This window comes from Amycolatopsis thailandensis (assembly GCF_042723255.1).
Taxonomy (GTDB): Bacteria; Actinomycetota; Actinomycetes; order Mycobacteriales; family Pseudonocardiaceae; genus Amycolatopsis; species Amycolatopsis thailandensis.
Window position 1 is genome coordinate 26,475 of sequence record NZ_JBHXJK010000077.1, and the last position, 14,145, is coordinate 40,619.

General features: G+C 68.3%; 11 protein-coding genes. 6 read left to right on the forward strand and 5 right to left on the reverse strand.

Translation table 11 applies throughout. The features are described from left to right. Nucleotides 1-279: 279 nt before the first annotated feature. The 6 genes from ACFWMR_RS27275 (at nucleotide 280) to ACFWMR_RS27300 (ending at nucleotide 10,215) form a co-directional block, all read left to right on the forward strand. Entirely contained in the window at nucleotides 280-3,246 is a 2,967-nt protein-coding gene (locus ACFWMR_RS27275) for a patatin-like protein (protein ID WP_378380414.1), read from the forward strand. Between the two features lie 235 nt (nucleotides 3,247-3,481). Then, complete coding sequence (ectA, locus tag ACFWMR_RS27280) at nucleotides 3,482-3,973, forward strand: diaminobutyrate acetyltransferase (protein ID WP_093936505.1); 492 nt, start codon at nucleotides 3,482-3,484, stop codon at nucleotides 3,971-3,973. 37 nt (nucleotides 3,974-4,010) lie between these two features. Next, on the forward strand, nucleotides 4,011-5,261 hold the full coding sequence (ectB, locus tag ACFWMR_RS27285) for a diaminobutyrate--2-oxoglutarate transaminase (protein WP_378380415.1): 1,251 nt from the start codon (nucleotides 4,011-4,013) through the stop codon (nucleotides 5,259-5,261). 44 nt (nucleotides 5,262-5,305) lie between these two features. Further along, a complete protein-coding gene (locus ACFWMR_RS27290; RefSeq protein ID WP_007033454.1) occupies nucleotides 5,306-5,695 on the forward strand; it encodes an ectoine synthase in 390 nt (129 codons plus the stop codon). 24 nt (nucleotides 5,696-5,719) lie between these two features. Further along, complete coding sequence (gene thpD, locus ACFWMR_RS27295) at nucleotides 5,720-6,619, forward strand: ectoine hydroxylase (protein ID WP_378380416.1); 900 nt, start codon at nucleotides 5,720-5,722, stop codon at nucleotides 6,617-6,619. A gap of 806 nt (nucleotides 6,620-7,425) precedes the next feature. Continuing rightward, complete coding sequence (locus tag ACFWMR_RS27300; RefSeq protein WP_378380417.1) at nucleotides 7,426-10,215, forward strand: AfsR/SARP family transcriptional regulator; 2,790 nt, start codon at nucleotides 7,426-7,428, stop codon at nucleotides 10,213-10,215. A gap of 280 nt (nucleotides 10,216-10,495) precedes the next feature. Here ACFWMR_RS27300 and ACFWMR_RS27305 read toward each other — a convergent pair whose 3' ends face one another. The 5 genes from ACFWMR_RS27305 to ACFWMR_RS27325 all read right to left on the reverse strand — a co-directional run bounded on the left by ACFWMR_RS27305 (nucleotide 10,496) and on the right by ACFWMR_RS27325 (nucleotide 13,913). Further along, nucleotides 10,496-11,146: a hypothetical protein gene (locus ACFWMR_RS27305; RefSeq protein WP_093936500.1), complete on the reverse strand. Its 651-nt coding sequence runs from the start codon at nucleotides 11,144-11,146 to the stop codon at nucleotides 10,496-10,498. A gap of 161 nt (nucleotides 11,147-11,307) precedes the next feature. Beyond that, entirely contained in the window at nucleotides 11,308-12,192 is an 885-nt protein-coding gene (locus tag ACFWMR_RS27310; protein ID WP_093936499.1) for a hypothetical protein, read from the reverse strand. Beyond that, nucleotides 12,189-12,665 carry a DUF6932 family protein gene (locus ACFWMR_RS27315; RefSeq protein WP_093936498.1) on the reverse strand — a complete coding sequence of 159 codons (477 nt, stop codon included), beginning with the start codon at nucleotides 12,663-12,665 and terminating at the stop codon, nucleotides 12,189-12,191. Before ACFWMR_RS27315 ends, ACFWMR_RS27310 begins: the two co-directional genes overlap by 4 nt. A 92-nt stretch (nucleotides 12,666-12,757) precedes the next feature. Continuing rightward, nucleotides 12,758-13,186: a hypothetical protein gene (locus ACFWMR_RS27320; protein WP_378279996.1), complete on the reverse strand. Its 429-nt coding sequence runs from the start codon at nucleotides 13,184-13,186 to the stop codon at nucleotides 12,758-12,760. A 7-nt stretch (nucleotides 13,187-13,193) separates the two neighbouring features. Then, nucleotides 13,194-13,913, reverse strand: coding sequence for an OmpA family protein (locus ACFWMR_RS27325; protein ID WP_378380418.1), 720 nt, complete (start codon nucleotides 13,911-13,913; stop codon nucleotides 13,194-13,196). Nucleotides 13,914-14,145: the final 232 nt, after the last annotated feature.

The window sequence follows — 14,145 nt, forward strand, 5'->3', positions numbered from 1 at the left end:
TCGCAAGGTCCGTGAAGGCCTCCTTACCTACCTCAAGGCAGTGAAGGAGGCCTTCACCACGTGGGCGTCGCCCGAGCGGGAGGCGTGTCGCGAACGCCCCGCCCCTTCCCGCGTTTCGTCCTCTGAACGCGGTAGTTCGCATGCCCAACTACCGCGTCCAGAGGACGAAACGCGGGGATTTGCCCTTACGGGTGAACGATTTTCGGCACCAACGGCGGTACACCGGTTCGGCCGTCCGGTCTACAGTGCTCCTGCACTTAAGCCTTGGGGAGGGCGCACATGGCCGACGCGGGGAGCCCGTGGCCGCAGGAGATCCGGCTGGCGATGACCATGGTGGGCGGGGCGAGCCTCGCGGTCTGGATGGGCGGGGTCGCCACCGAGACCTCGCATCTGCTTCAGGCGTCGAGAACGCCGGAAGCCGAGGGGCCGTATCGCGCCCTGCTCGATCTGCTCAACGCCACCGTCTCGCTCGACGTGCTCACCGGCACGAGCGCGGGCGGCATCAACGCGGCGTGCCTCGGGCTGGCGGAGGCGTTCCGGTCGAGCCCGCAGGTGCTTCGCGACACGTGGATCAGCACGGGATCGCTCGACAACCTGATCCGCGACCCCGGCGAAAAGGCGCCACGTTCGCTGCTCGACGGCGACAAAGTGCTGCTGGCGGACCTGAAGGACGCGCTGCACCGGATCACCGACAAGGCGACGGTGAAACCCGACTGTCCCGACATCACCGTGCTGCTCACCGGCACGATGATCGACGGCGAGACGACCAGGTTCGACGACGCGCTCGGGAACCTGGTGCGGGACACCGAACATCGCCTGCTCTTCCGGTTCGACGGTCCTTTATGGACTGACGACGTGGTGGGGCCGCTCGCGCTCGCGGCCCGCTCCACCGCGTCGTTCCCCGGCGCGTTCGAGCTTTCCCGGATGCCGATCGGCGAGAAGACCGGGCCACTGCATCCGGACATGACCAAGTACACCGACGTCTCGCGGTCGCATTGGCTCACCGACGGCGGAGTGCTGCTGAACAAACCGTTGCGCCCGGCGTTGCGGGAGATCTTCGAACGGCAGTCGCATTCGGATGTCCGGCGGCTGCTGCTGTACGTGGTGCCGACGGCGGAACGCGAAGCAGACCGGGTCGTGGTGGATCCGGAGCGGCCGCCGTTGCTCGGCAGCGCGATGAGCAAGGTCGTCGGAACCGTGCTGAGCCAGACGATCAGCGCCGAGCTCGAAGACCTGACCCGGCACAACGACGCCGTCGTCCGGACCAGGGGAACCCGTGTTTCCCTTGCCGCGATGGGGGTTCGCGGCGGCCCCGGCACACTGGTCGACCAGCGCCTGATGAACGATTACCGCGACAGGCGGGTCCAGGAGGACGCCACCGCGCTGGTCCGAGAGGCGACCCGCAGGCTCTCGCTGTCCGATGTGGAGGGACGTCAGTGGGCGTCCGGTACGGCGGCGCAGCTGCGCGCGGCCGCGGCGGCGGGCCTGCGCGACGGCCTGCCCACCGAGCCGCCGAAGGACACCTGCGAACTCGGCGACCTGATCGCCTTCCGCACCACCGCGCTCGACGATTCGGTGGCGACCGGACTCCAGCTGGTGAACGCGGGCTTCCGGCTCGATCCGTCGCCGGAGCAGGCCACACAGCTCAATCAATGCCGGGTGCTGCTGCACGAGGCCCGGCACAAGGCCGCGCGGGGCTACCGGATCGCGAGCTGGGTCACCGAACAGGAACCGCCGAAGTCCGCGGACACCCTGGCGGCCTGGATCGAGGGGCTCGCCAGGAAATGGGCCGGACTCGGCCGGTCGGACACGCTCAAGGAGGCGTGGCCGCTCGTGGTCGCCGCGCTCCGGCAGGCGACGCCGATCCTTTTGCCGCTGGCGCAAGGGAAACCCGACACCGAGGCCGCCGACACGGTCAGCACGCTGCTGGCGTGGACCGGGCTCACTTCCGACGACAAGAGCGCCGGTGACGCGGTCGTAACTTCGCGTCTGGTGCGCCTGCACATCGCGACCCGGGGACTGCTCGCGCAGCCGCCGTCGGTCGATCAGCGCGTCGATCTCGTCCAGGTGAGCGCGGATTCCCGGACGCTGCTGGACATGAAGCGACGTCGTTCGTGGACGAAGCTCACCGGCATGCAGGCCGACTACTTCGGCGCGTTCTACAAGGCGTCCTGGCGCGCGAACGACTGGATGTGGGGCCGGGTCGACGGCGCCGGCTGGCTGATCCAATGCCTGCTCGACCCGAAACGCCTGCGGCTGCTGCGTGACGTCGTCGGGCGGGAGGCGTTCCGGATACAGGTGCGGGACACCTTCACGAAGATCGGCTGGCGCCGGCCCGGTACGGAAGACGGGCTGGCGCAGGAGGAAGCGGACGCGCTGTGCGCGCAATTGACCGAAGAGCTGGCCTTCCTCGGCCTCGACGGCGAACTCGCCGACGTCGAAGGCGAAGCCGCCCTCCCGATCAGTATGCCGGTGACGGCGATGGTGCTCGCGCGGGTGCGGCAGCTGGAGATCGCGCGCGAAGAACTGCCCTGCGTCGGCCTCCACAGCGGACACGACGCGAAAACGGCCAAAGGGAACGGGAAACCGTCGGAACGGTTCAGAAAACTGATCGAGAACGAGCCGGAAACCGACGAGCAGACCCAGCGCGCGTTCCAGGCTTGCCAGGTCTCCGGCGAGCGGTTCGAACACGAACGCGGCACGATGCTGCTGACGAAGACGCTGGTCAAGGCGGGTGCCGCCGGGCTCAACGCGGCGGCGGGGGCGACGCGGGTGCCGAAAACGGTCCAGCCCGCCGCGACCTTCGCCAAGGCGGCGGGGCGCAGCGCTTGGTGGATCACGCGCGGCGCGGCCACCCTGCCCGCGCCGTGGAACGTGCTCGCCGCGCTGATCACGGTGCTGGCCGGTTTCGTCATCGGCGGACAGGGCGGTCCCGTCCTGCAATGGGTCGGCGTCCCGGTGGCCGCGGGCGCCATCGTGTTCCTGGCGGTCAGCCTGATGACGCTGCGCAAGACGTGGCGGATGGTGCTCACGGTGCTCGGCGTGCTGGTGGGAGCGGGTCTGCTGTTCGCCGCGTTCCTGCCGCCGGTCCGCGAGCCGCTGTTCGGCTGGCTCGGCGACGTCGTCGCGGGCTGGCGGCGCGGCGAGGCGCCGGTCTGGTGGCTCGTCGTTTGCCTGCTGCTCCTGCTGCCCGCCATCTGGACGCCGCTGGGTTCCGTCTTCCGGAGGCGGGCACGCCGCAAGTAGGCCCCTCCTCGCGGTTTCGGCGCGCCGAAACGCGTCCTGACCGTGCGACGAAGTGGTAACGGTTGGTATCGTCACATGCAGTGAGACCGCAACGAAGCGGCCTTACCCACAAGTGCTGCGCTTCAAACGTTACCGTTACCTTTGTCACGTGTGTTTCCGGGTTGTTGCAGGTAGCCGCGTTGCCGCCGCCGCGCTGATCTGACCGCGCCCGAATCCTCCGGTACGTTTCTTGGACATGTCCGGAAAGCACTTGATCGAAAATCCGACCAAGGCAGACGGTGCCGCGCTCTGGAGAATCGCCCGCGATTCGAAGAAGCTCGATCTCAACACGCCTTACGCCTATTTGCTGTGGTGCCACGATTTCGCAGACACCTCGGTCGTCGCGAAAGTAGACGGCGAGCCGGTCGGTTTCGTGATCGGGTATCGGAAGCAGGACACCGGCTTCGTCTGGCAGGTCGCGGTCGACGCGTCCCAGCGCGGAAAAGGCCTGGCCGGGGCACTGCTCGACGACCTGTTCAGCAGGCTCGCCGCACAGGGTGTGCGGTACCTGGAAACGACGATCACCCCGGACAACGAGGCTTCGATCCGGTTGTTCGCCTCGTTCGCCAAGCGCTGGGACGCCACCTTGGAACGCCAGGATCTGTTCTCCGCGACGGATTTCCCGGCCGAGGAAGGAACGCATGAGCAGGAGGACCTGTACCGAATCGGTCCGCTCGGCAACAACTAGGACGTAAACCGGGGATCCCAGGGAGAAAGAAAACGTGATGAGTATTTTCGAGGAACTCGAATCCGAAGTACGCAGTTACAGCCGCGGCTGGCCCGTGGTGTTCGACAGGGCTCAGGGGAGCTACCTGTACGACGAAGACGGCAAGGCCTATCTCGACTTCTTCGCCGGCGCCGGCGCGCTCAACTACGGGCACAACAACCCGGCGCTCAAGCGGGCGCTGATCGACTACATCGCCCGTGACGGCGTCACGCACGCGCTCGACATGTTCACCGTGGCCAAGCGGGACTTCCTCCAGACGTTCAAGGAGAAGATCCTCCAGCCGCGCGACCTCGACTACAAGGTCGTCTTCCCCGGCCCCGGTGGCGCGAACGCGGTCGAGGCCGCGCTGAAGCTCGCGCGCAAGGTGACCGGCAAGGAATCGGTCATCAACTTCACCAACGCCTTCCACGGCATGACGCTGGGCGCCCTTTCGGTGACCGGCAACTCGATGAAGCGCGGCGGCGCCGGTGTCCCGCTGGTGCACGCCACGCCGATGCCGTACGACAACTACTTCGACGGCTCCATTCCGGACTTCCTTTACTTCGAGAAGCTGCTCGAAGACTCCGGCAGCGGCCTGAACGAGCCCGCCGCCGTCATCGTCGAGGGAGTCCAGGGCGAGGGCGGCATCAACGCCGCGCGCATCGAGTGGCTCAAGGCGCTGGACGACCTGTGCAAGAAGCACGGCATCCTGCTGATCCTCGACGACGTCCAGATGGGCTGCGGCCGCACCGGCCCGTTCTTCAGCTTCGAGGACGCGGGCATCAAGCCCGACATCGTCTGCCTCTCGAAGTCCATCGGCGGCTACGGCATCCCGATGGCGCTGACGCTGATCCGCCCCGACCTCGACGTCTGGGAGCCGGGCGAGCACAACGGCACCTTCCGCGGCATCAGCCCGGCGTTCGTCACCGCGACCGAGGCGCTGCGCGTCTACTGGAGCGACGACGAACTGGAGAAGTCGACGAAGGCCAAGGGCGAGCGCATCGCCGCCGCCTTCCAGGGCATCGTCGAGGCGTACCCGGACGCGAACCTGTTCGCGAAGGGCCGCGGCCTGGCCCGCGGCATCGAGTTCCCCAACGGGGACCTCGCGGGCAAGGTCTGCGCCGCCGCTTTCGAGCGCGGACTGCTGATGGAGACCTCCGGCCCCGACGGCGAGGTCATGAAGGTGCTCCCGCCGCTCACCCTGACCGAGGACGAGCTCACGAAGGGCCTGTCGATCATCGACGAGGCCGTCGCCGCCGTCCTCAACTGACCCGAACCGGCCGCCCTCAACCAAGAACGAGAAGGAGTTTTCCGTTGCTTGTCAGAACACTCGACGAGGTCACCGATACCGACGCCGACATCAAGACCCCGAACTGGCGAAGCAAGCGCATCGTGCTCGCCAAGGAAGGCGTCGGGTTCTCGGTGCACGAGACCACGCTCTACGCCGGGACGGTCAACGACTTCTGGTACGCGAACCACATCGAAGCGGTCTTCATCACCTCCGGTGAGGGAGAGCTCGAGAACACCGCGACCGGCGAGGTCTTCCAGCTGAAGCCGGGCACGTTGTACCTGCTCAACGACCACGACAAGCACCAGGTCCGGCCCAAGACCGAGATCAAGTGCGTCTGCGTGTTCAACCCGCCCATCACCGGCCGTGAGGTCCACGACGAGAACGGCGTGTACCCGCTCGTAACCGAACCGTAGAAATCGCTCGAGGAGGCGACCGCTTTGACGCTGACCGACACCCGAGTCGACGACAGTTACCCGACCCGCATCACGGGTAAGCCCGAACACCTGCCCAGGACACACCCCACCGTCTGGGGCACCGAGGGCGACGGGCCGCTCGACGCGGCCACCCTCGCCAACCACGAGACCCGTGGTTACACCGTCGTCGACCAGTTGTTGTCGCCTGGCGAGATCCAGACGTACTGGCAGGAACTCGTGCGGATGTCGTCGGGGGACCACCGCGACGACGAGCGTGTCATCACCGAAGCCAAAACCGGTGAAGTCCGCTCCATCTTCGACGTCCACGAGACCAGCGCGCTGATCGCGGAACTCGTCCGCGACCCGCGCGTCCTCGACCGGGCCCGGCAGATCCTCGGCTCCGAGGTCTACATCCACCAGAGCCGCGTGAACTACATGCCCGGCTTCAAGGGCACCGGGTTCTACTGGCACTCGGACTTCGAAACCTGGCACGCCGAAGACGGCATGCCCGCGCCGCGAGCGGTCAGCTGCTCCATCGCGCTCACCGACAACTACCCGTTCAACGGCGGGCTGATGGTGATGCCGGGGTCGCAGCGGACCTTCGTCCAATGCGCCGGGGAAACCCCGGAGAGCAACTACAAGAGCTCGCTGAAAGAGCAGCGGGTCGGTGTTCCCGGCGAGGATGACATCACCAAACTCGCCGCCGAATACGGAATCGACCAATTCACCGGGCAGGCCGGTTCGGCGCTCTGGTTCGATTCGAATGTGATGCACGGTTCGTCCAACAACATCACGCCGTACCCGCGGTCGAACATCTTCATCGTGTTCAACAGCGTCGAGAACGCGTTGCGGGAGCCGTTCGCGGCCATCGAACGCCGTCCCGCGTTCATCGCCGGCCGCGACTCGACCCCGCTGTCGCGGTAGACGAACCGCAGGTGGCGAAGGCCATCGAGGGGTGCCTGTAGCCACCAGTGTGCGCCCTGTTACGTTGTCGCCACGTGAGCGGGCCAGTGGGCTCGCTCACGTAGGTGTTGTCGACGGTCGAACGGGTTCTTCGCTCGGGGTGAGCCCACCCGGACGGACGTGGACGCCGATGTCCGGTGTGGGTCGCGCCCCCAGGCGGCCCAAATCGGACATCCCCCGGCTCCGTGCCATCAGATCGGGACTGATGGCACGGAGCTCTTTTTATTGCGCCGCGCTGACGCGCTTCCAGAGCGACGGTTCCACGCCTTCGTGTGCAGCGGGTGGGCGAGCGGACCGGTATTTGGTTACCTACGCGGATCTGGGCCGCGGTTGGCCTCAGCTCCAGTCCGTGAAGGCCTCCTTTCCTACCCTGAAGGTAGGGAAGGAGGCCTTCACGGACTCGGTGAACACCACGTTCGCCTCATACGCATCAGCAGTCACCGCCGACGCCCCTGAAGGCCCCCTTCCCTCGGCTCAGCCGAGAAAACGCGACCTTCACGCCTGGGAGTGGGGGAGCGCTGCGGTTTGGCGAGCAAGAAGTGCCGGTACGGGAGCCGGTCGGGGTGGTCGTGAGTGACGAATAGGGTTAGAACCCGAATCGCCACTCACGACCACCGAGGACACCGGGGCTCCGGCTTTGGATCAATTCGCGGGGTCGGTTGTGTCCCGCTATGTCTCTCTTTCCTCGTGTTTTCTGGTTGGCGGCGTCTTCGCGCGGTAGGTTGGCTACTCCGGTAAGGGGAGAGATCGGAGGAGGGGTGCTTGCCATGGGCGAAAACGGTTCCCCTGCCCGTTTCCAGCTCCTCGGTCCCGTGCGGCTCCTCGACGGCGAACGGCCCGTCCCCGTCGGCGGTCCCGGCGTCCGCGGCCTGCTCGCGCTGCTGGCACTGAAGGTCAACAAGGTAGTCGCGCTCGACGAGATCATCGACGCGCTGTGGGGCCACGACCCGCCCGCCACCGCCCGCACGATCGTCCACGGCAACGTCTCCCACCTGCGGCGCGTACTCCGCGACATCCAGGGTGACCATCCGCGCGGCGCCCGGATCCACACCGCGCCGCCCGGCTACCAGCTCACCGTCGAACCGGCGAGGATCGACGTCCACCGCGCCCGCGCGCTGCTGGAACAGTCCTCGACCGAAGACCCGGAGAAGGCGTCCGAGCTGCTCGCCGAGGCCCTCGCGCTCTGGCAGGGACCCGCGCTGGCCGGGGTGCCCGGTTCCGTGCGCGCCCCCGAACTGGAGGACCTGCGGCTCGCCGTCCACGGCGCCAGGGTCGACGCGGACCTCGAGCTCGGCAGGCACGCGGAACTCATCGTCGAACTCAGCCCACTGGTCCGCGCGAACCCGCTCGCCGAGCGCACCGCCGGTCAGCTGATGCGCGCGCTGTATCACGCCGGGCGCCGCGGCGACGCGCTCGAGCTCTACCGCACGGTGTCCCGCGCGACCCTGCGGACCCTCGGCGTCGAACCCGGCGCGGACCTGCGCTGGCTGCACGAACGCGTTTTGAACGACGACCTGCCGGTCAAGGTCTTCGCGGAACCGAAGGCCGAGACGCACCCCGTCCAGCAGTTGCCGCCCGCCGTGCCGAACCTCGCCGGGCGCGAGGCCGATCTGGCTTGGCTCGACGGACTCGCCGAGCGGGCCGAAGCGGGCGAGACCGCGGTCGGCGTCGTCACCGGCACCGCCGGGATCGGCAAGAGCAGCCTGGTGGTGTGGTGGGCGCATCGCGCCGTCCGCCGCTTCCCCGACGGCATCCTTTTCGCCTCGCTGCGCGGTTTCGACCCGCACCACCCGCCGCTGGAGCCCGCCGAACTGCTCACCCAGTTCCTGCTCGGGCTCGGCGTCCCCGCCGAGGGCGTCCCGGAACAGGTCCACGAACGCGTCGCGCTCTACCGCTCGATGATCGCCGGACGCCGGATGCTGGTCATCCTCGACAACGCCCGCTCCGCCGAACAGGTCCGGCCGCTGCTGCCGCCCGGCTCACGGTCGATGACGCTGGTGACCAGCCGGTCGCGGCTCGACGGCCTCGCCGTGTCCAACGCGGCCAAACTGCGCGTCCTCGGCACGCTCGCGCCCGGCGACGCCGTCCGGCTGATCGAGGAACTCGCCGGGCCCGCCGGGTTCGACCTCAACCACGCGCTCGCCCGGCTCTGCGGATATCTCCCGCTGGCGCTGCGGATCGCGGGCGCCCGGCTCGCCGCCAGCGCGCAGTGGTCCGCGCAGGACCTGGTCGAAGAACTCGGCAACGAGCGCACCAGGCTGGCCGCGCTCGACGTCGAGGGCCCGGACGACGGGGTGCGCGCGGCGTTCGACGTCTCGTTCCGCGGCCTGCCGCCCGAGGTCGCGGACACGTTCCTTCGGCTCGGCGTCGTGCAGTGCGTTTCGGCCGGTTCGCATCTGACGGCCGCGATCGGCGGGATCACGGTCGCCGAGGCGCGACGGCATCTGCGGGTCCTCACCGCGCACAACCTGCTCGCCGAAACCGGCCGCGACTCCTTCGTCCCGCACGACCTCGTCCGCCTGTTCCTGCGCGAGCTGGCGGAGAACGAACTCGACGAGACCGACCGGCGGGACGTGCTGACCCGATCCGTGCGGTACTACCAGTCCGTCGCCGACCGGGCCCGGCGCAAGATGCTGCGGATCGTCGACCCCCTCGACTTCACCGGCGTGCTGACCGACGCCCAGACGCCGCCGATGGGCTCCTTCGCCGAAGCGCAGGACTGGTTCGCCGCGGAATGGGAGAACCTCCTGGAGGTCCTCGAAGCCGCCCGCGCCGACGGGCGTCACGGGGACGTCTGGCGGCTGGCCCGGGTCGCGCACACCTATCGCGCGGTGTACCCGCTGCTCGACGACTGGACGCGGCTGGTCGAGATCGGACTGGAGGCCGCCGAGCGGTCCGGTGACGTCCTCGGCCGCTGCTGGATGCTGATCTCCCGCTGCGCCATCGCGCTCACCTTCGAACTCCCGCAAGGCTGTCTGGCCGACGCCGAACGCGCGCTCGAACTCGCGAGCGCGATCGGCGACAACCGGCTGATGGTCTCGGCGAACATCCACCTCGGCTCCGCGCTGACCCTGCTGGAGCGGTACGACGACGCCATCAGGACGCTGCGGCAGGCGATCGAAGAGACGGAACTGACCGGCGATCTCGAACTCCGCGGGCAGGCGCTCAACAACTGCGCGGAGGCCGAAAAACGGTCCGGACGGTTCATCGAGGCGATCGGGCACCAGGTCGCCTCCCTGGAGATCGACCGGACCCTCGGCGACGAAAGCTACGTCGTCGTCTCGCTGAACAACCTGGCCGAACTGAGCATGCGGATCGGCGAACTCGCCGCCGCCGAACGGTACGTCTGGGAGGCTGTGGACCTGACGATCAGCCGCCGCTTCGTCCTCCAGGAAGGCGTACTGCGGCTGACCCTGGGCAGGATCCTGCGGACCGGGTCGGATGTGGACGGTGCCCGCGAGCAGTTCGCGCTCGCGTTGAAAATCCTGGCCGACGCCAATCCGAAGCTCGCCGCGCTGGTCCGTGCGGAACTGACGGACCTCGGCGAAGGTCCGTGAGTGATCCTTAGCGGATTCTTAGTGGCCTCGCGGTTCACGCGCGTAGGGTCCCGTTCAGCGTCGATCGAGCCCTAGGGGAGGGGCATGCGGTAGGGATCGGCGCTCGGGCGGCCCTTTCAGGGGCCGTCTGAAGGGCCGCCAGGAGCGGCTCGTGGCGGTCCGGCCGGTGGAGGTGGGGGCGATACCGGCCGGCCGCCAGGCGGCTGGCCGCCTTTCGTCCTCTGAATGCGGTACTTGCCTGCGCAACTACCGCATTCAGAGGACGAAACGCGTTGAGGGGTCAGCCGGTGCTCGCGGTGCACAAGGCGATGGTCTGCCCCTTGTTCTCCGCCACCTTCTGGCCGTTGACCAGGATCGTGCAGGAGATCTGGTTGCTGACCGACGCGTTCCGGGTGTCCGCGGTGACGGTGAGCAGATAGTCGCCCGAGTTGAACGACGCCGTGCCGCGCCAGTCGTCGGTGCTCGCCGGGGTCGTTTCGCTGCGCTGGTCGTTGAGCGAACCGAACCGGACGGTCGCGCCGCCGGACGCGCTGACGACGAACTCGACGGTGTGCTTGTCCCCCGCGACCGCCGGGATGTGCAGTCCCGACCGGCCGGTAGCAAAGAAGTTGGTGTAGACCAGTAACCCGCCCGCGGCCAGCAAACCGGCAACGGAAAGCGCGAGTCCCGCGATCCCCATTCCCTTCTTGTCTGCTTCGCCCTTCTTGATTTTGGTCAAACCGATCACGGAAAGAATCACTCCGGTCACGGCGAGCGGCCAGGCGGCCACCCCGGCGACCGGGACGAAGGCGACCCCGAGGGCCGCCAGTCCGACCAGGAAACCGGCGATGACCAGGCCGTTCTTGGGCTTCCGATGACGAGTTCCGTGGGTGGCGAACCCCGGGCCGTAGCGGGTCGCCGGCGGGTGCGGGAGTGGTGGATCGGTCGGCATACGTGCCCTTTCGGAGGCTTCCGTCCGAAGACGTTAACCCATCGTTCGGGGCAATGGCCGAAATTGTTACCTGCCGGAAAAAGTCATCATTCCACGATGATCAAGCGGTCATCGATATTTTTTGACGAGAAATGTGGTATCACCAAATATCGGAAACCCGATCACTGATCGAACAGGCTGACTTCCGGGGTGATCTCCAGCAGTTCGTGCACCGGGCGGCCGCGGCGGCCGTCGATGGTCGTCGTCCGCACGACCCGCAGCCGGGCGGTCACCGGCCGGTCGAGGTTCTCCTTGATCTCGTCGAGCAGATCCGGTGCGACCGCGCCCTGGATCGTGCCGCCCGACTCGCGTTCGAGATAGAAGATCCGGCGCCGGGTACGGACGCCGTCCAGCCTGCCGCTGACCGTCTCGTAACCGACGGCCTCGCGTGACTCGCGCAGGCTCCCGGACAGGATCCGCGCCTGCTCGGTGGTCATGCTGCGGGTCAGCTCGTCGCCGGCGGTCGGGGTCAGCGCCATGCCGATCCCGGCGTGCTTGCTGACCGCGTTGACGATGTCGCTGACCGCGTTTCGGACGGTGTCGCGCTGCAGCAGCACCGCGTCCAGCGCGCCGTCGTCGGAGCCGTTGGCCGGCAGGAAGTCGCACAGTTCCTTGACCGCGCGTTCGGACAGCGACTCGATCCCGTCGTGGATGAGCGCGTCGTCGAGCGCCGGTTCGGGGAAGCCGAAGAAGATCGCGTTGCCCGCCTGGCCGCGCTGGATCAGCGGGGCCTTTTCCCGGTCCGCGGGCTGGACGAAGGTCACCTCGCCCGACGGGTTCCGGATGATGTGCCCGATCTTGGCCGTCGCGTCCTGCAACGCGCGGCTGATGTCCGAGAAGGTGTACGCGTCGAGATGCGACTCACCGATCACGGACACGCGAAGCAGCGGCGAGCGCGACGTCCGTTCGAACTTCGCGTACGCGGCCATCGCCGAAGCACGGGCGAGGTCGTCGAGCCAGGTGCCGCCGGGGATCTCGTCGGCGATGCGCCGGAATTCGTTCCTCACCAGATCACTTCCGGAATCCCCCTGCCACCGGCAGCCCACACTTCTTCCCAGATCTCCTCGTCGCCGGGGCGGCAGAGGAAGCCGTCGAGCATGCCGCCGACGGGCTGGACCTGGTCCAGGTACATGGCGGGCTGGCCGACGATGACCCCGCGCAGGGTCAACAGCCCGTACAGCGCCGAGCGGCCCGCGTCGTCGAGCCGTTTGAGCGCGCCCCATTCGTCCGGGATCAGCACCACGTCGAGCCCGAGCGGCGCGTGCGGGGTCCTGGCGGTCAGGCCGCCGCCGATCCACGCGCGGCCGGTCGGCATGATCCGCCGGGCGACCCCCAGGTAGCTGTTCAGCGCGCTGAACAGGATTTCCCGGTCGTTCTGATGCGGCGCGTCGAAGACCAGCCGCTCGTAGACGTCGGCCAGGTCGGCGGGGTGGCGGCCCGGAGGCAGCAGGTTGTGCGGCGTCCAATAGGGGAGCGCCAAATCGGAGCCTCCTTCGTGTGCCGGAGCTCCCGAACGAAGAAACGTACCCGGCGTCACGCTCACAGTGCGTAGCCGAATTTACCAGGCGAGTGTCAGCCGCTCTGCCCCGGCCGGTGCCCGGCGGGCGGCCAGTCCTCGTCGCTCGGCCAGACCGGCTCGGGTTCGTGCCCGCCCTCGCCATTGCGGGCGGCGGGTTCGGGCTGCTCCGGGCGGTAGGCCCGCACCGGTTCCGGGGTCAGCTGGCCCTCGCGGTGGCCCTCCGCCTCCTGGTCGTACGGCTCGTCGTCGTCCTGGATCCGCGCGGGCGGGATGAACTGCGTCTGTTCGGAGGACAGCAGTTCGGGCACCGGCTCGGGTTCGGGCTCGGCGTGCACGGCGGCGGCGCGTTCCGGCACACGGGCCGACGGCTCGGGCGCGGTGCGCTCACGTCGTTCGCCGCGCGTCATCAGCCACGTGACCCCGCAGCCGAGGGCGAAGGAGATGAGCAGCCAGAGCCAGATCTGTCCGAAGAGCCAGAGCATTCAGCCATCACCTCTGTTCTGCCGTGATGTCGACGCGGCGGCCCTCGCCGCTCGCGCCGTCGGAGGTCCTGCGTTGGGTGGAGTACGCCTGGTCGCGTTTGACCCCGTTGCGCTCCAACAGCCGTTCCACCGTCAGCGCCCGGTTCAGCGAGAGCTTCCTGTCCGAACCGGTCGCCACCGTCCCGGTGATCCGGAACCGCAGTTCGCGCGGCGCGTCCGTGAGCAGCTTCGCGATCTCCAGCGCGCCGCGCTCACCGTCCGCGGTGAGATCGGTGGTGTCCGGTTCGAACGTGATCGGCGTCGCGCCCAGCAGACGGTCGATCTCGGCCTGGAAGCCGGCCTTGTCCGTCGGCTTGGCCGGAGCGGTCGAGCTGGGTGGCGGGCTCGGCGGAGCGGGCGGCGGGCTCGACGGCTCACCGCTGGTCGTCACCGGACCGGCGGGCGGCGCGGTGTCACCGGAGATCTCGACCGTGCGGACCCCGTCGATCCGCTGGATGGCGTCCATCGCCTGCGCGGCCTTGTCGGGCGGGAAGCCGGTGAGGTTCGCGTCGCGGCCGGAGAAGGTCACCTCGCCGCCGGAGACACCGACGTCGGCGAGGGCGTTCTTCGCGCGCGCGGTCAGCCCGGCCTCGATGTCGTCCGAGGTCGACCAGACGGAGATCGCCGTCAAGGCGAGCGTGACCAGCAGCGCTGTAGGCAGCAAGCGGCTCCAGCGTGTACCGGGCATGAAGGGACTGTAAGCCGGGCCAGGCTTGGGTGCATCGGACGAACGGGACATGACCCGTTCGGGTGATGCCTAGGGGGCCGAAGGGGCCCTTCCCCGCATGTCGTGCGGTCGCGCGATGTCAGGGTGTCGCGAAAGCCCCTTTCGGGACACCGGACCGCGCGGTCGGGGGTTTCGCGACACCTCCTAGCGGCCGGTCCTCGAGGCCTGTGGTGTAGGCCTCCATCACACCCAC

What these genes read in the sequence shown, in the direction of transcription:
- ACFWMR_RS27275 (WP_378380414.1), top strand. Translation starts at nt 280, where the DNA reads ATGGCCGACGCGGGGAGCCCGTGGCCGCAGGAGATCCGGCTGGCGATG.
- ectA (WP_093936505.1), top strand. Translation starts at nt 3,482, where the DNA reads ATGTCCGGAAAGCACTTGATCGAAAATCCGACCAAGGCAGACGGTGCC.
- ectB (WP_378380415.1), top strand. Translation starts at nt 4,011, where the DNA reads ATGAGTATTTTCGAGGAACTCGAATCCGAAGTACGCAGTTACAGCCGC.
- ACFWMR_RS27300 (WP_378380417.1), top strand. Translation starts at nt 7,426, where the DNA reads ATGGGCGAAAACGGTTCCCCTGCCCGTTTCCAGCTCCTCGGTCCCGTG.
- ACFWMR_RS27305 (WP_093936500.1), bottom strand. Translation starts at nt 11,146, where the DNA reads ATGCCGACCGATCCACCACTCCCGCACCCGCCGGCGACCCGCTACGGC.
- ACFWMR_RS27320 (WP_378279996.1), bottom strand. Translation starts at nt 13,186, where the DNA reads ATGCTCTGGCTCTTCGGACAGATCTGGCTCTGGCTGCTCATCTCCTTC.
- ACFWMR_RS27325 (WP_378380418.1), bottom strand. Translation starts at nt 13,913, where the DNA reads ATGCCCGGTACACGCTGGAGCCGCTTGCTGCCTACAGCGCTGCTGGTC.